Source organism: Undibacterium sp. Jales W-56, from assembly GCF_025548535.1.
GTDB lineage: Bacteria > Pseudomonadota > Gammaproteobacteria > Burkholderiales > Burkholderiaceae_D > Undibacterium.
Genome location: NZ_JAJLQW010000005.1, coordinates 1 through 25,589, shown reverse-complemented (window position 1 = coordinate 25,589; position 25,589 = coordinate 1). Strand labels below are relative to the sequence as shown.

22 protein-coding genes and 2 tRNA genes are annotated in these 25,589 nt (G+C 54.1%); 5 read left to right on the top strand and 19 right to left on the bottom strand.

The features are described from left to right. Window positions 1–4: 4 nt before the first annotated feature. The 10 genes from LPB67_RS13760 to LPB67_RS13715 all read right to left on the bottom strand — a co-directional run bounded on the left by LPB67_RS13760 (window position 5) and on the right by LPB67_RS13715 (window position 10,518). A complete protein-coding gene (locus tag LPB67_RS13760) occupies window positions 5–1,627 on the bottom strand; it encodes a carboxyl transferase domain-containing protein (protein ID WP_262837848.1) in 1,623 nt (540 codons plus the stop codon). Further along, on the bottom strand, window positions 1,624–2,037 hold the full coding sequence (locus LPB67_RS13755; protein WP_262837847.1) for a YchJ family protein: 414 nt from the start codon (window positions 2,035–2,037) through the stop codon (window positions 1,624–1,626). The genes LPB67_RS13760 and LPB67_RS13755 overlap by 4 nt, the downstream gene beginning before the upstream one ends. Before the next feature lie 6 nt (window positions 2,038–2,043). Then, window positions 2,044–2,448: a rhodanese-like domain-containing protein gene (locus LPB67_RS13750; RefSeq protein WP_262837846.1), complete on the bottom strand. Its 405-nt coding sequence runs from the start codon at window positions 2,446–2,448 to the stop codon at window positions 2,044–2,046. A gap of 72 nt (window positions 2,449–2,520) precedes the next feature. Then, window positions 2,521–3,651: an acyl-CoA dehydrogenase family protein gene (locus tag LPB67_RS13745; protein WP_262837845.1), complete on the bottom strand. Its 1,131-nt coding sequence runs from the start codon at window positions 3,649–3,651 to the stop codon at window positions 2,521–2,523. Window positions 3,652–3,676: 25 nt separating this feature from the next. Next, on the bottom strand, window positions 3,677–4,345 hold the full coding sequence (locus LPB67_RS13740; RefSeq protein ID WP_262837844.1) for an SDR family oxidoreductase: 669 nt from the start codon (window positions 4,343–4,345) through the stop codon (window positions 3,677–3,679). A 40-nt stretch (window positions 4,346–4,385) separates the two neighbouring features. Further along, complete coding sequence (locus LPB67_RS13735; RefSeq protein ID WP_262837843.1) at window positions 4,386–5,567, bottom strand: acetyl-CoA C-acetyltransferase; 1,182 nt, start codon at window positions 5,565–5,567, stop codon at window positions 4,386–4,388. 41 nt (window positions 5,568–5,608) lie between these two features. Then, window positions 5,609–7,414, bottom strand: coding sequence for a bifunctional isocitrate dehydrogenase kinase/phosphatase (gene aceK, locus LPB67_RS13730; RefSeq protein ID WP_262837842.1), 1,806 nt, complete (start codon window positions 7,412–7,414; stop codon window positions 5,609–5,611). Between the two features lie 44 nt (window positions 7,415–7,458). After that, window positions 7,459–8,391: a pyridoxal-phosphate dependent enzyme gene (locus LPB67_RS13725; protein WP_262837841.1), complete on the bottom strand. Its 933-nt coding sequence runs from the start codon at window positions 8,389–8,391 to the stop codon at window positions 7,459–7,461. A 134-nt stretch (window positions 8,392–8,525) separates the two neighbouring features. Further along, on the bottom strand, window positions 8,526–9,710 hold the full coding sequence (locus tag LPB67_RS13720) for an isovaleryl-CoA dehydrogenase (protein WP_262837840.1): 1,185 nt from the start codon (window positions 9,708–9,710) through the stop codon (window positions 8,526–8,528). A 415-nt stretch (window positions 9,711–10,125) separates the two neighbouring features. Next, complete coding sequence (locus LPB67_RS13715) at window positions 10,126–10,518, bottom strand: MerR family transcriptional regulator (RefSeq protein WP_262837839.1); 393 nt, start codon at window positions 10,516–10,518, stop codon at window positions 10,126–10,128. Between the two features lie 237 nt (window positions 10,519–10,755). Between LPB67_RS13715 and LPB67_RS13710 the strand changes: the two genes are divergently transcribed. From LPB67_RS13710 to LPB67_RS13695, 4 genes are all read left to right on the top strand, one after another. Next, window positions 10,756–11,826, top strand: coding sequence for an MBL fold metallo-hydrolase (locus LPB67_RS13710; RefSeq protein WP_262837838.1), 1,071 nt, complete (start codon window positions 10,756–10,758; stop codon window positions 11,824–11,826). Between the two features lie 193 nt (window positions 11,827–12,019). Next, window positions 12,020–12,919, top strand: coding sequence for a DMT family transporter (locus tag LPB67_RS13705; protein ID WP_262837837.1), 900 nt, complete (start codon window positions 12,020–12,022; stop codon window positions 12,917–12,919). 186 nt (window positions 12,920–13,105) lie between these two features. Beyond that, window positions 13,106–15,145: a PAS-domain containing protein gene (locus tag LPB67_RS13700; RefSeq protein ID WP_262837836.1), complete on the top strand. Its 2,040-nt coding sequence runs from the start codon at window positions 13,106–13,108 to the stop codon at window positions 15,143–15,145. A 57-nt stretch (window positions 15,146–15,202) separates the two neighbouring features. Then, on the top strand, window positions 15,203–15,604 hold the full coding sequence (locus LPB67_RS13695; RefSeq protein ID WP_262837835.1) for a DUF3224 domain-containing protein: 402 nt from the start codon (window positions 15,203–15,205) through the stop codon (window positions 15,602–15,604). An 84-nt stretch (window positions 15,605–15,688) separates the two neighbouring features. Here LPB67_RS13695 and LPB67_RS13690 read toward each other — a convergent pair whose 3' ends face one another. The 7 genes from LPB67_RS13690 to LPB67_RS13660 form a co-directional block, all read right to left on the bottom strand. Then, the gene (locus LPB67_RS13690; protein ID WP_262837834.1) at window positions 15,689–18,082 is read right to left on the bottom strand and encodes a TonB-dependent receptor plug domain-containing protein; all 2,394 of its coding nucleotides are present in this window, start codon (window positions 18,080–18,082) and stop codon (window positions 15,689–15,691) included. A 456-nt stretch (window positions 18,083–18,538) separates the two neighbouring features. Beyond that, on the bottom strand, window positions 18,539–19,342 hold the full coding sequence (locus LPB67_RS13685) for a helical backbone metal receptor (protein WP_262837833.1): 804 nt from the start codon (window positions 19,340–19,342) through the stop codon (window positions 18,539–18,541). A gap of 20 nt (window positions 19,343–19,362) precedes the next feature. Continuing rightward, a complete protein-coding gene (locus tag LPB67_RS13680; RefSeq protein WP_262837832.1) occupies window positions 19,363–20,142 on the bottom strand; it encodes an SDR family oxidoreductase in 780 nt (259 codons plus the stop codon). 66 nt (window positions 20,143–20,208) lie between these two features. Then, complete coding sequence (locus LPB67_RS13675) at window positions 20,209–20,949, bottom strand: thiol:disulfide interchange protein DsbA/DsbL (protein ID WP_262837831.1); 741 nt, start codon at window positions 20,947–20,949, stop codon at window positions 20,209–20,211. A gap of 32 nt (window positions 20,950–20,981) precedes the next feature. Continuing rightward, the gene (locus LPB67_RS13670; protein ID WP_262837830.1) at window positions 20,982–21,635 is read right to left on the bottom strand and encodes an SPOR domain-containing protein; all 654 of its coding nucleotides are present in this window, start codon (window positions 21,633–21,635) and stop codon (window positions 20,982–20,984) included. 24 nt (window positions 21,636–21,659) lie between these two features. Beyond that, entirely contained in the window at window positions 21,660–23,372 is a 1,713-nt protein-coding gene (argS, locus tag LPB67_RS13665; protein WP_262837829.1) for an arginine--tRNA ligase, read from the bottom strand. A 78-nt stretch (window positions 23,373–23,450) separates the two neighbouring features. Then, window positions 23,451–24,005: a DUF6622 family protein gene (locus LPB67_RS13660; protein WP_262837828.1), complete on the bottom strand. Its 555-nt coding sequence runs from the start codon at window positions 24,003–24,005 to the stop codon at window positions 23,451–23,453. Between the two features lie 165 nt (window positions 24,006–24,170). Between LPB67_RS13660 and LPB67_RS13655 the strand changes: the two genes are divergently transcribed. Then, window positions 24,171–25,082: a recombination-associated protein RdgC gene (locus tag LPB67_RS13655; protein ID WP_262837827.1), complete on the top strand. Its 912-nt coding sequence runs from the start codon at window positions 24,171–24,173 to the stop codon at window positions 25,080–25,082. A 164-nt stretch (window positions 25,083–25,246) separates the two neighbouring features. Here the strand turns inward: LPB67_RS13655 and LPB67_RS13650 are convergent. After that, window positions 25,247–25,323 (bottom strand) — tRNA-Asp (locus LPB67_RS13650). Between the two features lie 36 nt (window positions 25,324–25,359). Then, a tRNA-Val gene (locus LPB67_RS13645) sits at window positions 25,360–25,435 on the bottom strand. Window positions 25,436–25,589: the final 154 nt, after the last annotated feature.

The following is a 25,589-nucleotide window of genomic DNA, read 5'->3' as shown; positions in this document are numbered from 1 at the left end:
CCGCTTACATCCTGAACAAACCAAATTTCACTTCAGGAATCGGCGCGTTCAAGGCCGCCGACAAGCCCAGGCCCAATACCATACGCGTATCGGCAGGATCAATGACGCCGTCATCCCACAGGCGCGCACTGGCGTAGTAAGGGTGACCTTGGTGTTCGTACTGGTCCTTGATCGGTTGCTTGAACGCGGCTTCTTCTTCCGCGCTCCAGCTACCGCCCTTGCCTTCGATACCGTCGCGCTTGACGGTGGCCAATACGCTGGCGGCCTGCTCGCCGCCCATCACGGAAATACGCGCATTCGGCCACATCCACATGAAGCGCGGCGAGAACGCACGGCCGCACATGCCGTAATTACCGGCACCGAAACTCCCGCCGATGATGACGGTGAACTTCGGCACATTGGCGGTGGCGACCGCAGTCACCATCTTGGCGCCGTTACGGGCGATACCTTCGTTTTCGTATTTGCGACCGACCATGAAACCGGTGATATTTTGCAGGAATACCAACGGGATCTTGCGCTGGCAGCACAGTTCGATAAAGTGCGTGCCTTTCAATGCCGATTCAGAAAACAAGATGCCGTTATTCGCAATGATACCGACCGGCATGCCATGGATATGCGCGAAGCCGCAAACTAAAGTCGTACCATAGCGCGCCTTGAATTCATCGAAATGACTGCCATCGACCACGCGCGCAATCACTTCGCGCACATCGAAAGGTTTGCGGGTATCGAGCGGGATCACGCCATACAATTCTTGCGCAGGGAATTTCGGCTCTTCAACGTCTTTCAACACCACGCTGACGGGTTTCTGGCGATTCAGGTTCGACACGATAGTGCGTGCCATCGACAGCGCATGGGTATCGTTTTGCGCCAGATGATCGACCACGCCGGACAGACGCGTATGCACGTCGCCGCCACCGAGGTCTTCGGCGCTGACGACTTCGCCGGTAGCGGCTTTGACCAGCGGCGGGCCGCCGAGGAAAATCGTGCCCTGATTCTTAACGATGATCGACTCATCGCTCATTGCCGGGACATACGCGCCGCCCGCAGTACATGAGCCCATGACGACCGCGATCTGCGGGATGCCTTTGGCCGACATGGTGGCCTGGTTAAAGAAGATGCGGCCGAAGTGATCACGATCCGGGAATACGTCGTCCTGATTCGGCAAGTTTGCGCCGCCGCTATCCACCAGATAAATACACGGCAAATTATTTTGCTCGGCGATCTCTTGCGCACGCAAATGCTTCTTCACCGTCATCGGGTAATAAGTGCCGCCTTTGACCGTCGCGTCGTTGCACACGATCAGACATTCCTGCCCCGATACGCGACCGATACCGGTGATCACGCCGGCTGATGGCGCGGCATCGGCGCCGCTCTTTTCCTTGTACATATCGTAGGCGGCGAGTTGTGAGAACTCTAAAAACGGCGTGCCGGGATCCAGCAGCATCTGCACGCGGTCGCGCGGCAGCAGCTTGCCGCGTGCCAGATGTTTTTTGCGCGCCTCGTCACCGCCGCCCAGCGCAATCTTGGCGATTTTTTCTTTCAGGTCATCGACTACGCGCTGCATCGCAGCGGCATTCGCCTTGAAATCTTCGGAGCGGCTATTCAATTTGGAATCTAGGGTCGTCATTTGTATTTTCTCTTCTTATCGTCTTTGGTCGGAAAACTGCCATCCACATAAAACCATTTGCCGTCTTCGCGTAAAAAACGGCTTACTTCATGCAGGCGATGTGCTCGCCCGGCTATTTTGTAACGCGCTACGAATTCCACGGTGGCGTTGTCTGTGTTGCCTGCATCCAGCATATATTGTTTCACTTCCAGTCCCAGCCACTGCGTCGGCTCGTCATGCACGATGCGTTCTACCGGACAGGTGCGCGCATCCCAGGTGGCGCGCAGATAGGCTTCGTCACTCAAGGCATAAGCGGTGTAGCGTGAGCGCATCAATGCCTCGGCATCGGGTGCGATTTCACCTCCATTTAAAAATGGTGCACAACATTGCCCGAATTCTTTGCCCGAACCGCAGGGGCACAAGGTAGTCATACTGATTTATTTACCTTCGTTCTTACTGGTTTTGATTGCCACCGGCGCACCTGCCGCTTTCCATGCGCTGAAGCCGCCATCGATATGCGCGACGTTTTCCAATCCCATGTCTTGCACTGTCTTGGTGGTCAGGGCGCTGCGCCAGCCTGCGGCGCAAAACAGGATGAATTCTTTATGCTCGCCAAACACCGGTTTGAAATACGGCGAATCGGGATCGACCCAGAACTCGATCATGCCGCGCGGTGCGTGGAATGCGCCGGGAATCACGCCTTCACGCTCCAGCTCCCGCACATCGCGGACATCGATGAACTGCACTCGCGGATCGCTCAACCTGGCCTGTGCTTCGGCCACGCTATAGGTCTTGATCTGTGCGCTGGCTTCATCGACTAATTGCTTGTAACCTTTTTTCATCTATTCCTCCGTAGGGTATGCCATGCGCACCAAGCAACGCCATCGGTGCGCGTGGCGCACCCTACCCTGGCGTTACGCCAATGCCCGTGCTATCAGGATTTTCTGGATATCCGAGGTGCCTTCGTAAATCTGGCAAACCCGCACGTCGCGGTAAATCCGTTCGACCGGGAAATCGCTGACATAGCCATAACCGCCGTGAATCTGGATCGCAGCGGAGCAGACTTTTTCTGCCATCTCAGACGCAAACAATTTCGCCATCGCCGCTTCTTTCAGGCAAGGCTTGCCTGCATCTTTCAGGCTGGCAGCATGCCAGATCAATTGCCGCGCAGCTTCGATCCGGGTCGCCATGTCGGCGAGTTTGAATTGCACCGATTGATGGTCAAAAATCGCTTTGCCAAAACTGCGGCGGTCTTTGGCATACGCCAGGGCAGCGTCAAACGCCGCACGCGCCATGCCGACCGATTGCGAGGCGATGCCGATGCGGCCGCCTTCTAAACCGGACAAGGCAATCTTGTAACCCATGCCTTCTTCACCGATCAGGTTTTCGACCGGAATGCGGCAATTCTCAAACAGGATTTGCGCGGTGTCGGATGAGTGCTGCCCCATCTTTTGTTCCAGGCTGGCGACGATATAGCCTGGCGTGTTAGTCGGCACCCAGAAGGCGCTGATACCTTTTTTGCCGGCAGCTTTATCCGTGACCGCCATTACGATTGCGACATCCGCATACTTGCCGCTGGTGATGAATTGCTTGACGCCGTTCAACACATATTCATTGCCTTCGCGCCGTGCCGTGGTGCGCAATTCGGAGGCATCGCTACCGGCGTGCGGCTCCGTCAGGCAAAATGCCCCTAGCATCTCGCCGCTGGCCAATGGCCGCAGCCATTGCTGTTTTTGTGCGTCATTCGCATACATCATGGCGATACTGCACACCGGGCAATTATTCACCGAAATCACGGTGGAAGTACCGCCGTCGCCGGCGGCGACTTCTTCCAATACCAGTGCCAGCGACAGGTAATCCATGCCGGCGCCGCCGAGCTCTTCCGGCACCGCCACGCCATAGGCGCCCATCTGCGCCAGCTCTTTTAATTCGGCGGCGGGGAAGTGATGTTCCCGGTCCCAGCGCGCCGCATTCGGCACGAGTTTTTCCTGGGCAAATGCGCGGATGGCATCGCGTATCATTTCGTGTTCTGGCGTTAATAACATCTCAGTCTCGTATTTCTATGCTTGCTTACCAGCTCAGGCTGGCGCCGTTGTAATTAAAAAATTGCCCGTTGTCTTCGGCATGCAAAGCGGCGAGCGTCTTGCGTATGCCTTGCGCACTGTCTTCCACGGAAATTTCGGCACCGACGCCGCCCATTTCCGTTTTCACCCAACCCGGATGCAGGGCTACGCAAATCGCCTGCTGCGTCTGCAACGACACATCCTTGAGTACCGAATTCAATGCGGCCTTGCTGGCCCGATATAACCAGCCGTGACTACCGGCACGCTCCGCGATGGAACCCATCACCGACGAGATCACCGCCAGGCGACCGCCGGCGTTTTCGACCAGCGGCAACACCATCGGCAATATCCGCATCGCCGCCAGCACGTTGGTATGCATGACTTCATCGAACTGGCTGTCATGCGGGGTCTGCAATCCTGTGGTGCGCGGACCATACACTCCGGCATTCAAGATAGCGACATCGATTTTTTCATCATCGAGCCGCCAGCCAAGAGCGCCGCAGTCATTGATATTGGTCACATCCAAAGGCAAAGCCTCGCAGCCCAGGGCTTGCAAAGACGCCAGGTCGGCAGCCTTGCGCGCAGTCGCAATCACACGCCAGCCGGCGGCTTTGTATTGCAACGCCAGTTCATGACCGATGCCGCGTGAGGCACCGAGGATCAGGGCTGTGGGCATGTATTTACCTTTGGATCAGGTAGCGGTAATTTCGGCAAAATCAGACCAGCTCGATTGCCATCGCCGTGCCTTCGCCGCCGCCTATGCATAAGGAAGCGACGCCGCGTTTTTTACCTTGCTTCTTCAAGGCACCGATCAGTGTGATGACGATACGTGCCCCCGATGCGCCGATAGGATGGCCGAGCGCGCAGGCGCCGCCGTGGACATTGATCTTGTCGTGAGCAATGCCGAGATCTTTCATCGCTGCCATCGGGACCGCGGCGAATGCTTCGTTGATCTCGAACAGGTCGACGTCGGCCGTCGTCCAGCCGACCTTTTTATACAGCTTTTCAATCGCGCCTATCGGTGCGGTGGTGAACCAGCCCGGTTCTTGCGCATGGCTGGCATGACCGAGGATCTTGGCGATCGGCGTCAGGCCGAGCTGCTTGGCTTTGGACTCGCGCATCAGCACCAGCGCAGCGGCACCGTCGTTGATCGATGAGGAAGACGCGGCGGTGATGGTGCCGTCTTTTTTAAACGCGGGCTTCAATGCCGGAATCTTGTCGAGCTTGGCTTTCAGCGGGCCTTCGTCTTTGTCGATGACGACATCGCCGCTGCGGCCGGAGACGGTGACCGGTGCGATCTCCCAGGCGAAAGAACCGTCGGCGGTTGCCGCCTGGGCGCGCTTGACTGAGGCGATCGCAAATGCATCCTGATCTTCGCGGCTGAACTGATATTTGGCCGAGCAATCTTCGGCGAAGGTGCCCATGGACCTACCTTTATCGTACGCATCTTCCAGACCATCGAGCATCATGTGATCAAAAATCTGACCGTGGCCGATACGATAGCCGCCGCGTGCTTTTGGAATCAGGTAAGGCGCATTGGTCATGGATTCCATGCCGCCGCTGACCATCACTTCATTGCTGCCTGCGCTGATGGAGTCGTATGCCATCATGGTGGCCTTCATCGCGGAACCGCACATCTTGGACAAGGTGACGGCCCCGGTCGACATAGGCAAACCCGCTGCCAGTGCGGCCTGACGGGCCGGAGCCTGGCCCTGGCCTGCCATCAGGCAGTTACCGAACAAGACTTCTTCCACCAATTCCGGCTTGACGCCGGCGCGCGCGACTGCGGCCTTGATCGCGACTGCGCCCAATTGACTGGCGCTCAGGGAAGAAAAGTCGCCCTGAAATGCGCCCATAGGAGTACGTGCGGCACCGACGATAACGATAGGATCATTCATGTTTGTCTCCGATAAAAAATGGTGAAAAATAATGTGAAAATTCAGGCTGGTTTTGGTCCGTTGAGTATATTCGCCTGGCTGCTGGCGTAACTAAAACGTACTTCTTGCGGATACGGAAAAACGTCATCGATCTTGCCTTCGATGATGCGTTTTTTGCGGGTCTGCCAGTACTCGGCAGTCAGCAGATCGGCATGGTGTTTCATAAAATACTGGCGCACCTTGGTGTTGCCGAGCAGGAAGGTGCCGAATTGCTCCGGAAATACATCATTCCTGGCGACCGGATACCAGGGTTCGGCGGACATTTCGTCTTCTTCATTGCGCGGTTGCGGGATCACGCGGAAATTGCAATCGCTGATATATTCAATCTCGTCGTAATCGTAAAACACGACACGGCTGTGACGCGTTACACCGAAGTTTTTATACAGCATATCACCGGGGAAAATATTCGCGGCGACCAGCTCTTTGATCGCATTGCCGTACTCGAAAATACCGTGCTCGATAGCGGCATCGTCACCCCGTTTTTCCGCCTCAGTCAGGAAGATATTCAAAGGTACCATGCGTCGTTCGATATACAGATGCTTGATGATAATTTCATCGTCATCTTCTTCCAGAATCGACGGTGCGAATTGCTTGATCTCGGCCAGCAATTCGTCGGAAAAACGCGCGCGCGGAAACGCCACATCCGAATATTCGAGCGTATCTGCCATGCGCCCGACGCGGTCATGGTTTTTCACTAGCTGGTACTTTTCTTTGATCAGTGCTTTGGTGGTTTCTTTCGGCGGCGGAAAACTGTCCTTGATCAGCTTGAACACATACGGAAACGACGGCAGCGCGAACACCAGCATCACCAGGCCGCGGATGCCGGGCGCGGCTTCGATACGGTCCGACGAGTATTTGAGATGGTGTAAAAAATCGCGGTAAAACAAATTCTTGCCGTGCTTTTGCAAACCCAGAATCGTATAAATCTCGCTACGCGGCTTCTTCGGCAAAATGCTGCGGATGAATTGCACATACGCCGACGGCACCAGCATATCGACCATGAAATAAGCGCGGGTGAACGAGAACAAGACCGTGATCTGGATATTGTCGAACAGCACGGTATCGAGCACCAGTTCGCCTTTGCGATTGTGCAGAATGGGCACGACAAAAGGATATTCCTTATTGCCGTTGATGCCCTTGCCGACGATGTAGGCCCCTTTATTGCGGAAGAATAAATTCGCCAGTACCTGGATCTGGTGATTCGGTTCGATTTTATCGCTGCCGAATACGGCGCTTAAACGCGCGGCGACAAAGCCGATGTCGCGATCGAGATCGGCGAAATTGGCTTTTAACTGAAAATTCGTGACGATGCGTTTCAGCGTGTAATGCAGGCCATCGGTGGCCGGGTAATACACGCGGTAGGTCGGCGGCGTCTCTTTATTCTCGATGTATTCGGTCGATACTGCGGGACGTACGAAAATGAAGTCATTGTGGAAGTAATTCCTGTGCAGCATTTTGGTACAGACCGTGTTGTAGAAAGTCTCGGCCAATTCGGGTTGCAAGTGATCGATCAGCAAACCCATGTAATGCAATTTGACTTCACGCCAGACTTCGTCGCTCAGGTCGTCTTCGTCATACTCATCTTCCAGGCTTTGTACGCACTCTTTAACGCGCTGATCGTAATAACCGATGCGCTCGCGAGCGGCATTCTGGGCAAGCTTCCAGTCACCGCTCTCAAAATTCCGCTTCGCCCCCTGACTTGAGGCGCGGAACAAGCGGTAATGCTTGTCGAAGCCGTCCATGATCATGCGCGCGATATCGAACGCAATCTGGGATGACAGCAATTTAGGGAAGGCGACTTGGGGCATGGCGGTTCGGCTGGCAGATTAAATGGGATAGCGGACAAAACGCACTATAAGCTAGCCTGTAGTGTACCTAGCTTCGCCAAAATCGCCAGATCCACTCCCATGCCGCCGCAGACAACGATCAAAGGCCGTTGGTATGGCGCCAACACCGCTAAGTTCTGATACGCGACGGCCAAGGCAGCGCCGCAAGCCGGCTCGACCAGGACGCGCATATCGTCGGCAAAGCGCAGGCAAGCCTGGATCGCCTGCGCATCGGTTACCGTCACGGTCTTGATGTCATGTTCTCTGGTGTACTGAAATGCCTGCTGCGCCACGCGACTCGCTCCCAGCGTGCTGGCAATCGAGGTAATCGCAGGCAAAGTCACCAGTTCCCCCGCCTGTACCGCTGCATGCAAAGAGGCGGCGCCTTCGGTCTCGACCGCGATTACCGGGGTCTGTGACAAGCCATTGCGCTGCAAGCCTTGCACCACGCCGCTCAGCAAACCGCCGCCGCCGACCGAGCAAATCACGACATCAAACCGGTGAGCGGCCTTGACGACTTCATCTATCAAGGTCGCATTGCCATCCCAGATATCCGGATGATCGAAGGGCGGGATATACATCGCCGCCGGGTCCTGGCACAGGCGCAGCGCAAGCTGATTCGCTTCATCCCACTGCTTGCCTTCGACAATCAATTCGGCACCGATAGCGCGAATGGCCTGACGCACATTCTCGGGAGTCGTCTGCGGCACGATGATGGTGGTACGCACACCCAAAGCCGCACCCGCTACCGCAGCAGCAAAGCCGGCATTCCCACCCGACGGGCAAACCAGATGCGTCGCACCGGCAGCGACGGCGCGCTGGCACAGCAGCCCGATGCCGCGCAGCTTGAAAGAACCGGATGGCTGCGTGTTTTCCATCTTCAGCCAGACTTGTTTGTCTAATTGCGCAGAAAGAGCACGGTGCTGTAGCAAAGGTGTTGGTATGTGCAGATGCGTCATTTAATCGGCAATGAGTTGATTTTTACTGTTCTATGTTCCGCTAGAGAAGTGCTGTCGCAGGCGATCCTGTTTCGTATCCCCTTTGCACTCCCCCTTCATATCCCCTCTCCCGCAAGCGGGCGAGGGGTTCAAAATTACCTGGTTTCTGCAAACAATTCACGACCGATCAGCATACGGCGGATTTCGCTGGTGCCGGCGCCGATTTCATACAATTTAGCATCGCGCCACAGGCGGCCGACCGGGTATTCGTTGATGTAACCGTTGCCGCCCAGGGTCTGGATCGCTTCGCCGGCCATCCAGGTGGCTTTTTCAGCCGAGTACAAAATCGCCCCGGCGGCGTCTTTACGTAAGGCGCGGATTTGCTCAGGATTGGTGGCGCGATCGCAGGCCTGGCCGACGGCGTACACATAGGCCTTGCACGCCATCATGGTCGAATACATGTCGGCCAGTTTGCCTTGCATCAGCTGGAATTCGCCGATAGGCTGGCCGAATTGCTTGCGGTCATGCACATACGGGACGACTGCATCCATACAGGCTTGCATGATACCGAGCGGACCGCCGGATAATACGGTGCGTTCGAAATCGAGACCCGACATCAGGACATTCACGCCCTTGCCCAAGCCGCCCAGCACGTTTTCGGCCGGTACTTCGCAATCCTGGAACACCAGTTCGCCGGTGTGCGAGCCGCGCATGCCGAGTTTGTCGAGTTTTTGCGCGATCGAAAAACCTTTAAAGCCTTTTTCGATCAGGAAAGCCGTCATGCCGCGCGGACCGGCTTCCAGGTCATTCTTGGCGTACACCACCAGCACATCGGCGTCCGGGCCGTTGGTGATCCACATCTTGGAGCCGTTCAACACCCAGCGGTCGCCTTTCCAGTCGGCGCGCAGCTTCATGCTGACCACGTCGGAACCGGCGTTCGGCTCGGACATCGCGAGCGCACCGATATGTTCGCCGGAAATCAGCTTAGGCAGGTACTTCTGCTTTTGCTCTTCGGTGCCGTTGCGCTTGATCTGGTTCACGCACAGGTTCGAATGCGCGCCGTAGGACAAGCCGACCGAAGCCGAGGCGCGCGAGATTTCTTCCATGGCGATGATATGCGCCAGGTAACCCATGTCGGCACCGCCGTATTCTTCGCTGACCGTGATGCCGAGGATGCCCAACTCGCCCATTTTGCGCCACAAGTCCATCGGGAACTGGTCGCTGCGGTCGATCTCGGCGGCGCGCGGGGCGATTTCGGCGGCAGCGAATTGCTGGATGGTTTCACGCAGGGCGGCGATGTCTTCGCCATGATCAAAGGTCAAACCGGGTAAATGCAACATGTCGTCCTCACTTAAATAATTAAATTTTCACTACTTTTTTGATGGATTTTCGAGTCAGCCCCAAGCGTGGACTAATTAAGCGCTGCCTTCATTCGTTTACACCACTTATAAAAATTCCATTTTACGCCTCAGGAAACTTCTGAAATCACATTCTCGGAATGCAGACCAAGGCGCAAACCGGAGCAATACGTCGGTATTGCGAGGATTTGCAACGCAGGTATGCGCCCGAACATGGCCATGCGCACCCAAACTCACCTGGCCTGGACGTAGGTGCGCACGGCGCCCCCTACATCACTAATCTCTCGTTAATTCAATGGCAATTTAAAAATAATGCGTGTAAATGCCATTAAAAAGCATACGTCAAATTGACGTTTACGTAAACGTCAATTAGCCCAATGTAACGGATACCGTAGTTTTACTTATTCCCCAGTTGTTCAGCCAATAAACGCTGGCTTTCCTCTTCGTGGGCGCTGATTTCCGCCAGCATGATTTCTATGTCTTCACGCTGTTGCTCAAGCGCCGCCCTATGCCGCGCCAGCACCAGCAGGAAGCTTTGCAACTGCGCCTCGGTATCTTTGGGCGAGCCGTACATGTCGACCAGACTCTTGATATCGGACAGGCTCAGACCGAGCCGCTTGCCGCGCAAGGTCAGCTTCAGGTGGGTGCGCTCACGCGCCGTGTAGACGCGGTTGCGTCCGGTCGGACCGTCGCGGGTCGGGCTCAGCAAGCCCTGATCCTCGTAAAAGCGAATCGCCCGCGGGGTGATGTCAAACTCTCTTGCGAGCTCGGTAATCGTATAGGTGGCCATAGGTGAAAACACTCAGCGTAACAAGGGCAAAAAACAAGGAAGTCAATTTTGATTACAATCTGGGGCTGACGACAGCTTATTGCCTCCGTTCAATACTCGCGTATCGATGATGCCTGCATAGCGCAGGAAATGCCGTTTACGTAAACGTCAAATGAGGCAAAATCGCATTGTAGGACATTCTGCGGCGACTGTGTGCGCCCTCAACCTAGCGAAGCACAACCTACTGAAAGCGCAACGATGAATCCATTGGAATTGCAACTCGATTACCCGCTCGGCGAGCACTTGCCTGAAACCGGGCAAACCACGGAAATCGCGCCGGGTGTGCTGTGGGTCAGAATGGGCTTGCCGTTTGCGCTGAATCACATCAACTTGTGGCTGATCGAAGACGATTTTGAAAGCGCACAGGGCTTGCTGCATGGCTGGACCCTGGTCGATTGCGGGATTTCCAGCGACGCCACGCGGGACGCATGGGAAAGCTTGTTCAGCCATCCCGAGGCCGGTTTGCGCGGCTTGCCGATTGTCCGGGTGATCGCCACCCACTGCCATCCCGATCATGTCGGGCTGGCGGACTGGCTATGCGCACGCTGGCAGGCGCCATTGTGGATGACGGCCGGTGAATATGCGTTTGCCCGCATGATGTCGGCCAGTTTGCCGGGCGCCGACGGCAGTGCCATGTTTCCGCATTTTAAAAAGCATGGCATGCCCAGCGACATGCAGGAAAAAATCCAGGAGCGCAAAAGCTATTACACCACGCTGGTGCCAGCGGTGCCGACCGCCTATCACCGCATGCAGGAAGGCCGCCCGCTACGCATCGGTCAGCGCGACTGGCAGGTAATTACCGGTTTTGGTCATTCGCCGGAACACGCCTCATTGTATTGCGCGGACCTGGGTCTGCTGATTGCCGGCGACATGCTGCTGCCGCGAATTTCGACGAATGTCTCGGTATTCGCGATCGAACCGGAAGCCAATCCGGTCCAGCAATACCTGGATTCGCTGGCGAAATATGCGGCGCTGCCGGACGACGTGCTGATCCTGCCCTCGCATGGCAAACCCTTCCGCGGTTTATCTACGCGGATTCAGCAACTCAACGACCATCACCGCGATCGCCTGGCCGAAGTGGTAGATGCCTGCGCCAGCCTGCAATCGGCTGCCGATATCGTGCCGGTCATGTTCCGCCGCCCGCTCGATGCGCACCAGATCACCTTTGCCATGGGCGAAGCGCTCGCGCATCTGCACAAGCTCTGGTTCGACGGCATATTGCGGCGCGAACTCGGGGACGACGGCATCATACGGTTTATCGCCATTTAATATACTGGGCCAGAGTATCTATATCACATAGCTAAATCCGCTTATCTGGTATGCGGAATTTGCAAAATAATTCATATACTCCCATTAATTTCAACCCAACGATGACAGAACCTGTGGCCAAACCCGTGCAGCAAAAGTTTTTCGCAAGGAATGTAAATCCCGACCATATCAACCGGCATCCCTCCACCCACCCATGACGAACACCGCCAAAGCACCACTCAGCACCTATCTCAAATTAATCTGCGTCGCCTTATTCTGGGGCGGCACTTTTATCGCAGGCAAGATGGTGGCCCTGCAAATCCCGCACCTGATTGCCGCCACCGGACGTTTTCTGGTCGCCAGCGGCTTGCTGCTGTTGCTGGCCTGGCGTGTCGAAGGCGGCTTGCCGAAACTCAGCAGAGCACAATTGCATGCCACCTTTGCGCTCGGTGCGACCGGCATTTTTCTATATAACATCTGCTTTTTCTCCGCCCTGGCGCGTATGCCGGCAGGCCGCAGCGCGCTGTTCGTAGCACTCAACCCCATCGTCACGGCCCTGGCACTGGCGCTGCTGTTTGGCGAGCGACTCGGCGCGCGCAAATGGCTGGGAATTGCGATTGCCTTTGTCGGTGCGGCAATCGTGATTACCCGCGGTGATCTGGCCGGAGCGCTGCATGATGTGTCGCAGTCGGTCGGCGCCGGTGAATTGTTTATGCTGTGCGCAGTGTGCGCCTGGGCCGCGTACACGATCATCGGTCGCCATGCGCTGAAGGGACTGAGTCCGATCGCGGCCACCACCTATGCGTCGCTCTGGGGTTTGATGTTGCTGACTGGCGGATCGCTGGCTGAAATCCGCGAAGTCGACTGGAACCAGTTCACCTGGCAGGTGCTGGCGGCAATTGCCTATCTCGGCGCGTTCGGCACCGTGATCGGCTTCGTCTGGTATTACGAAGGCGTCAAAGCCATCGGTCCGGCGCGTACCGCTGTCTTCAATAATCTGGTGCCGGTCTTCGGCATCAGCCTGGGTTCGCTGGTGCTGGGCGAGCCGATATTGATCTCGATGGTGATCGGCGGCTTGCTGGTCATCACTGGCGTGTCGCTGACCAACAAATAATCGCAGGCTGAACGACCACATGGGGTGATCAGGGCATAAATTTTTTCTATTTTTCGCTACCGATTTATACTATTCTGAGAGCTTAAAATAAAAAATAGGAGGCCGCATGGGGCATGCCGTACGGAAAGCGATCCTGGCTGAGCAATGTCTTCTTGCTGCCTTTGTTTTGCGTATTGGTGGCTTAACATGACAGCGCCTGGCAATCTGTCCTCATCCATGTTTGGCGCTCCGAGTATTTCCAGGGAAGCGATCTACAAAGCCATGGTGGAGCAATCGATGGACGCCATGCTGGTGCTGGAAGGAACGCGCTTTGTGGATTGCAATCCGAGCGCCGAACGTTTGTACGGGACAACCCGTGAGCAGTTTATCAAGGTGTCGCCGATAGAATTTTCACCCGAGTTTCAGCCCGATGGCAGGCTATCGCTGCCAACAGCGCGCGAATATGTCCGCCTGGCCAATATCGGTTTTCCTCAACGCTTTGAATGGGTAGCGCGGCGCCTCGACGGCAGCGTCTTCCCTGCGGAAGTCGGACTCAGCCGACTCGTCGATGGCGGCATGACCAGAACCATCGTGGTGATTCGCGATCTGAGCAGCCAGAAATTGGCGGAACAGGCGGCCCGCGAACAAAACTCCACGCTTCAGGTATTGCTGGATAACTTCCCCGGCGGTGTCGCCTTAATCGACGAGTCATGGCATGTCGTGACCTGGAACCAGGCGGTCTTAAAAATATTGGACTTGCCTGAGTCTCTGTTTGAGCAGGGTCCGCCGCATATCGACACGATTATTTCTTTCAATATCCAGCGCGGCGAATTTGGTCAGACCGTAGAGGAAAAATTCAAGCGCCTGCTGCAACCGCTGGAACAAGGCCAGGTTTACGCCTTCGAACGCACCCGCTCCGATGGCAAAATCGTCGAGATACGCAGCGCGCCGGTCAGCACCGGCGGCTTCGTCATGACCGTTGTGGATGCCACGAATAAACGCACTATACAGAGAGAATACAAACGCCAGTCTTTGTTACTGAAAACCGTATTGAATAGCATGCCGCAAGGGATCAGCGTGTTCGATAAGGACATGAAACTACAACTCTGGAACCAGAGTTTTATCGATGTACTGAACTACGATCCGGCAACGATCGCTCAGGGCACGCCGTTTTCCGGCCTGCTCAGGATTATGGCGGAGCGTGGCGAATACGGCGAAGGCGAGGTCGATGCTTTAATACAGGAAAGACTGGCGCTGGCCATGCGTTTTGAAGCGCACCGGTTTGAGCGCAGGCGCCCGAACGGCCATACGCATTTGGTACAGGGTACCCCCTATTATGATGAAGGCGAATTAGGCGGTTTTATCACGACTTACACCGACATAACGGATTTAAAAAATACCCAATTGGCGCTCTCGAATGCGAATGCGATGCTGGAGAAAAATGTCGCCGACCGGACCAATGAACTACGCAGTGCTTTGGACGATTTAATCCGCAGTGAAAAACTCGCCGCACTCGGTTCGCTGGTAGCAGGCGTCGCCCATGAACTGAATACCCCGATCGGCAATAGCCTGTTGATTTCGAGCACGCTAAGAGAACGAACCGATGATTTCAATCAATTACTGGAGCAAGGCCAGCTGCGCCGCTCCGACTTGCAGCATTACCTGGAAGAGGCCCGTCATGCATCCACCTTGCTTGAGCGCGGACTCAATCATGCCGCCGATCTGATCAGCAGTTTTAAACAGGTTGCGGTCGATCAGGCCAGCTCTAAACGGCGACGGTTTAATCTGGCCAAAGTCGGCAATGACATCATCGCGACCGTCATGATGAAGATCCGTCAATCAGGCATCAAGGTGCATCTTGATATCGCGGCGAATATCGAGATGGACAGCTATCCCGGCCCGCTGGAGCAGGTCATCAGCAACCTGATCGACAACGCGATCCTGCACGGCTTTGAGTCGAAAATCCAAGGCGAAGTCACGCTCTCGGCGCAATTGCTCGGCGAGGCGATGGTGGAAATCCGCTTTCAGGACGACGGTGTCGGAATACGGCAAGACGATGTGCCGCGTATCTTCGATCCATTTTTCACCACCAAACTTGGCCAGGGCGGCAGCGGTCTCGGGCTGAATATTGTGTACAACATCGTGACCTCACTGCTCGGCGGTAAAATCCATGTAGAGAGCAATCCCGGCGAGGGCGCCTGCTTCATCCTGCAACTGCCTTTATGCGCGCCTTCAGAACAAAATTAATCATGCCGCTTCAGTTTCCTCCATCGATGTATTCATTAAAAACCAGGTAACAACGCCATGAACAACAAAGCCACAGGTAACTTTGAAGTCACACTCCCGACGCTCAGCCTGCATCACGGCGACGCGCATGCGCTGATGGGCAGACGAGCGATTGAGAAGCAATTTCACGGCGATCTGCAAGGCAGTAGCCAAGGTGAAATGTTAAGTGCAGGCACAGAAGTAAAAGGCTCGGCGGCTTATGTCGCGATTGAATTCGTGACCGCCAGCCTGCACGGCCGCAACGGCAGTTTTGCCTTGTTACATAGCGGTATTCTGACGCGCGGCGCGGCGCAATTGTCAGTCACGGTGGTCCCCGATTCGGGCACCGGCGAGTTGCGCGGACTAAGCGGTACACTGGCGATCAATATTGCTGACGGCAAGCATTACTATGATTTCGATTACCGCATCGATCCGGAATAACGGCGACGAGTATTCGCCCACCCAAATAAAAATGGCAGCAACCGAAGCTGCTGCCATGCTGTTTACACCGATACGCCGTTTAGCTTAGAACTTCTTCCACAGTCTGGCGAAATACGAGGCCCCGTTCAAGCCGAACTGCACGCTGTCGTAGTAGAAACCGTTATCGGTTTCATCCGGATTTTGCCGGCTTGGCTTGACGTTGAAGACGTTATTCGCGCCTATCGTCAGCTTGGTCGTGTCGTTAAACGCATAGGTCAGGCTCAAATCAGCGGAGGTCTTTGGTGCGTAATAGGCATTTGGCACACCAGCGGCCGTACCGGAAAAAGTACCCAGAGTCTGCGCGCCAAAATGGATGATCTTGATATCGCTTTCCCATGGACCACGGGTGTAATCGAAACCTAAAGTCGCTTTCAGGCGTGGGCCGCCATTTTCGATGAACAACCGCTCACGCTCGGACAATACGACATCTTCAAATCCCCGCAGTGAAGCAGGCGGATGTACCTTGGTGACCTCGGTCTTGCTGTAGTTAAGCCCGAAGTAGGTAGCGAGCTTGGCGCCTGGCAAATCCATTTTATGGGTTGCCGTCAAATCGATCCCCTGCGTTTTCGTATCGATCGAATTGACGAAGAACTGCGCCTGACCCACACCTAAAGTCGACAGCGTAGCGGCCAGCGCCGGGTAATTGCTTGAATCAAAACGACCGGATAATACGATCCTGTCCTTGATGTCGATACGATACAAGTCGGCCGTGATCGACAAAGCTTTTGCCGGTGTTAAAGTCACGCCCAAAGTGTAATTCTTGGATTTCTCTTCTGTCAGCTTAGGAATGCCGGCCGCATTCGCCGCCGCACTGCCATTGGGGGCCAACACAACATCTTTTGGTACGCCACCGATGAAGTCAGTGAAGGTCGAGGAAAAATACACTTGTTGCAGCGACGGTGCACGGAAACCTGTGCTCAGCGAGCCGCGCAGCAAAGCAACATTATTCAGCTTGTAGCTACCCGCCAATTTGCCCGTCAGGGTAGAGCCGAAATCGCTGTAGCGCTCACCGCGAACCGCAGTCTGGACTTTAAAACGGTCGCTGACATCGGTCTCGATATCGACATATGCAGCAATACTGTTACGGCTCTTGTCAGTTCGATCGCCGGGCTGGAAACCGGGGAAACCCTGGCTACCGGCATTGCCGCCGACACCGACGCCATCGGCGTCGATATAAGAACCAGGCTCACCAGCGTTGATTTTATAATTTTCACGACGGTATTCGCCGCCAAACGCGACGTTGACACCATTCATGATGCCATCGAAGAAGCGGCTGAAATCCAGATTGGTGGTCGCTTGGGAAAACGAGAAGCCGCCCGCATTAAAACTCGTTGGACTGATGCCTTTGCCGCCTGCCAGCAAATCCTTGTTGGCAATCGAGGCATTCAAGGTATTCGTGATGTTGTACTTCAGTTCGTTGTACCCATAGGTCTGCGACAGATCCGCACGCCATTCGCCGAGCTGCCACTTGTAACCCGCAATACCGTAGATGTCGTTGATATCGCCGTTAATAAACGGGACGAATCCATTTGGATACATCGCCGCAGAATTGCGCGATGGGATGTCGTCAGAACCAATGCCGCCGCGGGCAAAAGCGGCAGATGAGGCCTTGCGTTGCTGAGTACCGAGCGTGAAATAGAATTTGTCTGTACCGCCGTTCGGCAATTCGCCATTCACATACACGCTAGGACCTTGTACCTTGGTGTCGCCGATGGTACGTGGATTACCCGGGTCGGCGCGATTCGAGCGACCGCGATCGGTGTACTCGGCAGTGATGCCAATCACTCCCTTTTCGCCGACTCTAATACCGCAATACGCCGATGGCAAAAAGCTCTTGCCGTCGCCTGCAGAGTATTGGCTGTAGCCGAACACCGCTTCGCAACCCAGGCTCTTTTTCAGGGTGATGTCCATCACGCCGGCAATCGCGTCGGAGCCGTATTGGGCGGCGGCGCCATCACGCAAGATCTGTACGTTGTTAACCGCCATCATAGGGATCGCATTCAGATCGGTACCGGTGTTGCCACGGTTACGTGCACCAAAAAGATTCACCAGCGATACGGTATGGCGACGCTTGCCATTCACCAGAACCAGGGTCTGATCCGATCCCAAACCGCGCAGTGCTGCGGAATCGATTAAATCGGCACCATCGGCACCGGTCTGACGAGTCGAGTTAAATGAGGGCGACAGGTATTGTAAAGTCTGGGCCAGATCAAACTGCCCGCCTTGCTCGGCCACTTTGGTCAGTGAAATGAAGTCGATAGGCAACGGTGTGTCTGTCGCAGAATTGTTGGTGCGGCGTGATCCGACAATCGTCATGGTCTGGATAGCGGGATCTGCCTTGTCTGCCGCAGGAGCGGTCTGGGCAAATACAACAGGACTAACACTGGCAGTAGCTGCGCCGTAGAGAGCCAGCAGTACAGCTCTTCGCAAAATCGTCATAACAGGATTCCCCAAAAAATGAATACAAAACGGATACGTCCATCCTCTTTAATCGGGATCAAGAGGCAGCGTCATTTAATTATATGAAAGCAAGATGTAAGCCTGCCACCTGCATCCTTGTTGTACCTAGTCGTGCCCGCGATATCGACGATTCAGCATGGAACGCCAAAACCAGAATCAAGCTGAGAACGCAACTGCAGTACATTGCAAGAATGCTACTTTCAATAATCTTCGATATCGATTACGACCGCAGATTATGGATTGCAGTATCTGCGCGGCCTTCGAGATGTGTCAACAAGGACGCAATTGACTGTGTCTTTTATGAGTGATTTTTCAGGGAGGAAAGATAAAAATGCATGAAAGTCGCTAAACAAAATAAAAAATTTCTCGTTTTGTGATAGCGCGTGGATTGTTGTCCGAAACGGCGACTGGACTTGCCAGCGCCAGCCATGATTCTTATGTCTGGCTTAATGTCGCCAAGTAGCGCAACCCCTGGATAGCCCGGCTGCCATACCAGGACAGCATTTCGCCATCGACCAATTGGACCGGTTTGCCCAATTGTTTTTCCAATGCATCGACATGCGTTTCGGTGAAGCGATAAGGCTCGCTGGATAGCAGGACGCGATCAATTCCGTACAGCAGCTCCTCATTCCAGTTAAACGAGGGATAACGTTGTTGCGATGTCGTGATGGCCGTTTGTTGCCAACCGATCAGGCTCAGCATATTGGCGATATAGGTGTCTTGGGCCACCGTCATCCAGGGGTCTTGCCAAATGCAATATAGCACTCGCTCTGGCTTGATTTGAGCAGGCAATTCACGGTAGGCATGTTCAAACTCCGCACACAATTTTTCGGCTGCTGACGTGACGCCAAATATGCCGCCCAGCAAGCGATACAAAGACAGATTGTCGCGCGCTGCGGTCGGATGCGTCACGATCACATGAGGAATCAACCCGGCAAGCCGATCGACAGTCGGTTTTTCGTTTTCATCGATATTGACGATCAGATGCGTGGGTGCCAGGCGCCGGATTTTCTCTATGTTGACGTCTTTGGTGCCGCCGATCTTGGGGATATCTTTTACCGTGGTTGCCGGGTGTATGCAAAATCCGGTGCGCCCGACCAGGTAAGATGCCAGACCCAAATCGCACACTAATTCTGTGATCGACGGCACCAGGCTGACAATACGGGGAGCGCCACCCGTTTGCTGGCAGGCGATATGTGTCTGCCCCAGGGCATCGGTTAAAAGCGAGGACGATGGCATTGCGATTGTGTGATGATTACTCAGGTTTCGTTAGCACGCGGCTTGCGACGCGCCTTGGCAAACAGCGCGTCGTAGAGCCAATTCGGCAAGACCCGCAGAATCTTGGCGACGATGCCCATCTGCCACGGAATCACGCAGTAAGAATCCCCGCGCTCAATGGTCGCGAGCGCCGCCACAGAAAACGCCTTGACTGGCATCAAAAAGGGCATGGGATAGGGATTATGCCGGGTCATCGGCGTATCGATATAGCCGGGTGCAATCGTGACGACCTGGATGCCGCTGGCCCTGAGTTCCACTCGCAACGATTCGCAATAACTGATGACCGCAGCCTTCGATGCGCTGTAGGCCCCGGCACCCGGGAGGCCGCGAATACCGGCCACGCTCCCAATCCCCACCAGACGGCAATCATGTTGCTTGGCATAGCCTTGCATGCTCTGGATAAACGGTGAAAAAGTCGCCACTGTGGCGATCAGATTGGTCTCTATCACCCGGGCAAAAACCGGTATATCTTCGGCATGCTCCGTCAAGGTACCGACCGACACGCCCGCATTGGCAATCACGACATTTACCTTACCTACCTTGCTGATAAAATCATGCGCGGCATTGGTCAGCGCAAGGTGATCGGTCACATCCAGCGCATAAATGTGATGTTTGTCAGGATACGGCAGGCTCTGGCGTAGTTGCGCCAAGACGTCCGGACGGCGCGCGACCAAGCCCAATGTCGCTCCTTGTTCCGCATAAAGCTGCGCAAGCGCAGCGCCAATGCCTGATGATGCGCCAGTGATAAAAACGGTTTTCATATAAAAAAAGTCCGCCATTGACTGGCGGACTTCCTCAAGTTCAGGGCGAGCCCAGAATCCATCATCTTACTTCTTTTTGGATGCGGCTTTTGTGGTCGATACTGAACTTGCCGTCGTTGCAGGCGCATTTTTATCGTGCTGGACTTTAGCCACCAGCCAATCCAGCACCTGGATCTCAGCGACATTCTGCGCTTCTTCTGTAATGCCGCGCCCCAGACCGGTAGCCGACATCACTGGCGATGTCACATAACGCCCGTCGATTGCCAGCTTAGGCCATGAATCGACCTGGTAGGCCGACATCAACTGCGTCGCGCGACTTAGTTTGCTTTGCACCGAGAAAGAATTATAAACATCGAGGAATTTTTGCTTGTCGATACCTGACTTCACTGCAAATTCCAGCACATCGCTATCTGTCATTAAGCGGTTATTACGCTCAACGTGGAAAGTATGGAATACCTTGGCATGCAACTCGTCGAGCTTACCTAAGGCTTCCAATGCATAGAATAATTTTTGCTGAGGCAGAACACGAGAGTCAGAAACGTGAACGCGCTTGAACACGATATTGTCGCCCTGTTTTTTTACCCAGTCCGCCAGCAGTGGCTCGAGCGCATTGCAATGCGGGCAGTAGTAGGCGAAGAATTCGATGACTTCGATTTTCTTGCCGCTATCGACCGGTTGCGGTCTTTCCAGGGTGGCGTATTCCTTGCCATTCTCTGGACTGGCAGGCGTCGCACTTACCGACAGTGCGCATAAACCCAGACCAGCTGCCAACAACAATTTCTGTGTAATTTGACGGATAAAACGCATCATATTTCCTTTAGATTAATCACTTGTTTATGTTATCTGGCAGTCCGGACAACTGCCACATCGACACTATTTTCAGACAACTTGGCGCGCATCCGGTTCATTGTTTCGATCTGATTGAAAGGGCCGATACGTACCCGATACAAATTACCGGTATCGGATGGCTTTTCGCTGATACGCGCTTCAAAACCGATCAAAGCCAATTTCGCACGGGCGCTTTCTGCATCTGCCTGATCGCGAAAAGCGCCGGCTTGCAGATAATAAATGTATTTGTCGTCTACTACGTCTGCTGGCTTGGCATCGGCCTTATCCTGAGCTGCGCTTTTATCGACTAAGACTGCTTTAGAGTCGGCTTTAGTGTCTTTAGTTTCCGACTTCGCTTCTGATTTATTTTCATGGGCTTTGTTCGCAGCGGCTTCAGCGGCCTTGGCCGCATCATCCTTGACAAAATCTTTAGCAGCGTCTTTTACCGCATCTTTGTTGCCATAGAGCGGCTTATTCGGATCTTGTATTTGCGTCACCGGCGTATCGGCTGCTTTATTCCCTTTATTGGTAAACGGCGTCGACGATTTTGTGATCAATAAGGCGACCGCAACGGCAAGTGCCAGGCCGATCACCAGGCCAATGATCAGGCCTAATAAAGTGCCGCCGTATTGCTTTTGCTGCGAATGATAATTATGTGATTTCATGCGTCTCCGATACACCTGTCTGTTTTACATTTTATTCGGTGCCGATACACCGATTAGGGCGAGGCCGTTACGTAATACCTGACGCGTCGCCAGCATCAGCGCAAGCCTTGCCATTTTAGTGGCTTCGTCATCGACCAATACCCGTTCGGCATTGTAGTAGCTATGCAGCTCACCCGCCAGATCGCGCAAATAAAACGCCACTTGATGCGGCCCGAGCTCGTCCAGCGCTTTTTGCAAGGCTTCGGGATATTCAGCGAGCTTGGCCAGCAAAGATGCTTCGCGCGGTGCCGTCAGAGGCGAGAGATCCACGTTTTTCAGTTGGCTCAGCAGCTCTTCATCGGTGCTGTATTGCGCCAGCACTGAGCAAATACGCGCGTGCGCATATTGCACGTAATACACCGGATTTTCATCCGACTGCGCCAGCGCGACATCGACGTCAAAGACAAACTCGGTATCGGCCTTGCGTGAAATCAGAAAGAAGCGCACGGCATCCCGGCCTTTTACGATATCGCCATTGCCCGACCATTCGATCAGGTCGCGCACGGTGACATAGGAACCTGCGCGTTTAGAAATTTTGACTTCGGCGCCGTCCTTCATGACGGTGACCATTTTATGCAGGATGTAATCCGGGTAACCTTGCGGTATCCCTTGATTAGCTGCCTGCAAACCAGCACGCACCCGGGCAATCGTACCGTGATGGTCGCTGCCCATGATATTGATGGCTTTCTGAAATCCCCTTTGCCATTTGACGACATGGTAGGCGACGTCGGGAACAAAGTAGGTGTAAGTCCCATCCGATTTTTTCATGACGCGATCTTTATCATCGCCATAGTCGGTGGTGCGCAACCACAGCGCGCCATCTTGCTCATAGGTTTTACCGGCGGCCTTGAGTGCCGCGACTGCGGACTCGACCTTGCCGTCGCGGTACAGCGAAGTCTCGAGATAATAATTATTGAACTTGACGCCAAATGCCAGCAAGTCGATGTCTTGCTCACGCCGCAGATAAGTCACGCTGAACTGCCGGATAGAATCAAGGTCGTCAACATTGCCGCTGGCCGTCACAGGCGCACCATCGCTGGCTGAGACGGTTTTTTGAGTTAAAAAATCTTGCGCGATTTCCGCAATGTAGTCGCCGTTATAAGCGGATTCTGGCCAGCCTGCCTCACCTGGCTTTACTCCCTTGGCGCGCGCCTGCACCGACAAGGCCAGGTTGGCGATCTGCACGCCGGCATCGTTGTAATAGAACTCGCGCGTGACATCGTAGCCTTGCGACTCCAATAGCGCAGACAAGGCATCGCCCAGCGCGCCTTGTCTGCCGTGGCCCACGTGCAAAGGGCCGGTAGGATTGGCCGAGACAAATTCAACTATGACTTTTTTTCCATTGCCTTGCGTGCCTTTGCCAAAATCGGCAGCCAGTTGCAGCACCTCCTTGACAACCGCTTGTTTCGCAGCCGCAGTCAGGCGAATGTTGATAAATCCGGGGCCTGCGATTTCGGCGCTGGCAATCAGATCGCCAGCAGCCGATTCCAGCGCTGCCACTATTGCCTGAGCAAGGTCGCGTGGATTTTTTTTCAGCGGCTTGGCTATTTGCATCGCAATATTGCAGGCGACGTCGCCGTGGGAGGCATCACGCGGGCGCTCCAAGACAATATTCGGCTTGAGTTCGCTACCGACCAATAAAGGTTCGACGGCTTGGCGAAAGAGTTCCAGTATTTTTTGTTTTTGTTGAGCAAGCATAATAATGTGCGTCCGCCTCCTGCACTGGCAGAGATGCGTCAGATGTAAAGACAGCACACATTATACTGTCTTGCACACTCAAAGTCCGGTTTGGCTCTGACTTGCCAGCTTGCTTCGGGCGATCAAGGCGGAGGCACGTGGCTTACTTTGTTTGTACATAAAAATAATACGCAACATCTTGCCCAGCAAAAGACCGTTGAGGAATCCGTAGATCAAACAGGTTGCCGCAATGAATGAGGCCTCATTTTGCCATTGAGGTTGTATCGACAGCATCACATTGACTGCGTACTTGATGATAAAAATAGTCAGCATCAGACCCATTGGTGCCCAACTGCCCCGCAAGAATATCTGTGCCTGATCAACTTCAATCTTCACCATATGCGTTGAAACCGATTTCCATGCAAAGTAAGCACTCAGAATACAAGCGGTTCCCCAAGAGGTCAGCGTCAGCAGAGTGATGCCGAATCCACTGACAATGCCCTGCAATGACAGCAACAACATGACCAGCGGCAGTATGACTACGGCTGGCAATTTGACGTTTCTATCGCGACTTGCCATTACGCCACGATAAATGAGAAAGCTGAGTAATGCCCAGACCCAGACTGGTGTATGTGCGATGATTTGACTAAACATGTTTTTCTCCTTATTTAAGATTTGATAAGGCATGATGTCAATTTGATTGCGCTATGAGTAGCGGATTGCGATGAACGGTTTGCGGATGTCGCAAGCACCTCATTTTATGGCGCGAACTGCTTTGGCTAACGTGTAAAATGATTCGTTTTTCTTCTTGGGTATATTATGTGGTTTAAGAATTTACAGGTTTTCCGTCTTCCCAGTGCCTTGCAAATCGATGTGGAAGAGTTAAATGCCCAACTTGCCAAACAAGCTTTTTCGCAATGCTCGTCCAGTGAAATGCAAAGTCAGGGTTGGGCGTCGCCGCGCGACAATGATCAACTAGTACATAGCGTTGGCCGCCAGTTGTTCTTGCTCCTCTCGACGGAAAAAAAGCTCCTGCCTTCCTCAGTTATCAATCAGGTGACCAAGGCACGTGCGATCGAATTAGAAGAGCAGCAAGGCTTTGCGCCAGGCCGCAAGGCGATGAAGGATTTGAAAGAGCGCGTCACTGAAGAACTGCTGCCACGCGCTTTCGGGGTTAAACGCTCGACCTGGGTTTGGATTGATCCGGAGCACGGTTGGTTGATGATCGATTCATCGAGTCCAGGTAAGGCAGACGAAGTCATCAAGCTTTTATTGAAATGCACCAGCAAGCTTGCGTTGGAAAGTTTGCGAGTGAATATGTCACCCCAGGCAGCCATGACCGACTGGTTGGCCGGCAATGAAGCGCCCAAGGGCTTCATTATCGATCAAGACACAGAACTGCGGTCGCATACCGAAGATAAAGCGACCGTACGCTACGTGCGCCACACAATAGATCCTGACGATGTGCAACGGCATATTGCGGCGGGCAAGCAATGTACGAAGTTAGCCTTGACTTGGAATGATCGCATTTCATTTGTGCTGACAGAAACTTTGACCATCAAGCGCATTAAGCCTCTGGATATTTTGGATGAAGATACCGATAAACGCACCAGCAACGAAGATGAGCGCTTTGATGCGGATTTTGCTTTGATGAGTGCGGAGTTATCCGGTTTGATGGATGATCTGGTATTTGCGCTTGGCGGTGAGATGCCTGCCGCAATCGCCGCTTGAGCCGTATTGCTGGCTAGAACTACTGTTGATTGCCAGAGCTTGTGATGCAAGTTTTGGCAATGGAGTTTTCAGGCTACGATCTACATAGCTCCAAATTCAATACTGTCCGCACAAAGATTTGAAGACGAAAAAAAGACGAGAAAATTTCTCGTCTTTTTTAATTCTGGCGGAGCGGACGGGGCTCGAACCCGCGACCCCCGGCGTGACAGGCCGGTATTCTAACCAACTGAACTACCACTCCGAAACTACTTAACCTTGGTACTACAAGCTTATCTGATGGTGGGTGCTGAGAGGCTCGAACTCCCGACCTACGCCTTGTAAGGGCGCCGCTCTACCAACTGAGCTAAGCACCCCATGTTTTTGCTTAGTTCAGATAAACTTCATCGTCTGTCACCGACGACTACAGAAGCGAGATTATACTGCTTTTCTCTACCCCATGTCCAGATGTATTTTACCTAGTATCCCACTATTCCCTGGGAACGTCTGGCATTTTCACCTGTTCTCACT

Coding starts and splice junctions, on each gene's coding strand:
- LPB67_RS13660 (WP_262837828.1), bottom strand. CDS start 24,005: ATGTTTAGTCAAATCATCGCACATACACCAGTCTGGGTCTGGGCATTA.
- LPB67_RS13700 (WP_262837836.1), top strand. CDS start 13,106: ATGACAGCGCCTGGCAATCTGTCCTCATCCATGTTTGGCGCTCCGAGT.
- LPB67_RS13750 (WP_262837846.1), bottom strand. CDS start 2,448: ATGAAAAAAGGTTACAAGCAATTAGTCGATGAAGCCAGCGCACAGATC.
- LPB67_RS13725 (WP_262837841.1), bottom strand. CDS start 8,391: ATGACGCATCTGCACATACCAACACCTTTGCTACAGCACCGTGCTCTT.
- LPB67_RS13755 (WP_262837847.1), bottom strand. CDS start 2,037: ATGACTACCTTGTGCCCCTGCGGTTCGGGCAAAGAATTCGGGCAATGT.
- LPB67_RS13695 (WP_262837835.1), top strand. CDS start 15,203: ATGAACAACAAAGCCACAGGTAACTTTGAAGTCACACTCCCGACGCTC.
- LPB67_RS13685 (WP_262837833.1), bottom strand. CDS start 19,342: ATGCCATCGTCCTCGCTTTTAACCGATGCCCTGGGGCAGACACATATC.
- LPB67_RS13740 (WP_262837844.1), bottom strand. CDS start 4,345: ATGCCCACAGCCCTGATCCTCGGTGCCTCACGCGGCATCGGTCATGAA.
- LPB67_RS13670 (WP_262837830.1), bottom strand. CDS start 21,635: ATGAAATCACATAATTATCATTCGCAGCAAAAGCAATACGGCGGCACT.
- LPB67_RS13710 (WP_262837838.1), top strand. CDS start 10,756: ATGAATCCATTGGAATTGCAACTCGATTACCCGCTCGGCGAGCACTTG.
- LPB67_RS13720 (WP_262837840.1), bottom strand. CDS start 9,710: ATGTTGCATTTACCCGGTTTGACCTTTGATCATGGCGAAGACATCGCC.
- LPB67_RS13655 (WP_262837827.1), top strand. CDS start 24,171: ATGTGGTTTAAGAATTTACAGGTTTTCCGTCTTCCCAGTGCCTTGCAA.
- argS (WP_262837829.1), bottom strand. CDS start 23,372: ATGCTTGCTCAACAAAAACAAAAAATACTGGAACTCTTTCGCCAAGCC.
- LPB67_RS13735 (WP_262837843.1), bottom strand. CDS start 5,567: ATGAATGATCCTATCGTTATCGTCGGTGCCGCACGTACTCCTATGGGC.
- LPB67_RS13760 (WP_262837848.1), bottom strand. CDS start 1,627: ATGACGACCCTAGATTCCAAATTGAATAGCCGCTCCGAAGATTTCAAG.
- LPB67_RS13680 (WP_262837832.1), bottom strand. CDS start 20,142: ATGAAAACCGTTTTTATCACTGGCGCATCATCAGGCATTGGCGCTGCG.
- LPB67_RS13745 (WP_262837845.1), bottom strand. CDS start 3,651: ATGTTATTAACGCCAGAACACGAAATGATACGCGATGCCATCCGCGCA.
- LPB67_RS13715 (WP_262837839.1), bottom strand. CDS start 10,518: ATGGCCACCTATACGATTACCGAGCTCGCAAGAGAGTTTGACATCACC.
- aceK (WP_262837842.1), bottom strand. CDS start 7,414: ATGCCCCAAGTCGCCTTCCCTAAATTGCTGTCATCCCAGATTGCGTTC.
- LPB67_RS13690 (WP_262837834.1), bottom strand. CDS start 18,082: ATGACGATTTTGCGAAGAGCTGTACTGCTGGCTCTCTACGGCGCAGCT.
- LPB67_RS13705 (WP_262837837.1), top strand. CDS start 12,020: ATGACGAACACCGCCAAAGCACCACTCAGCACCTATCTCAAATTAATC.
- LPB67_RS13675 (WP_262837831.1), bottom strand. CDS start 20,949: ATGCGTTTTATCCGTCAAATTACACAGAAATTGTTGTTGGCAGCTGGT.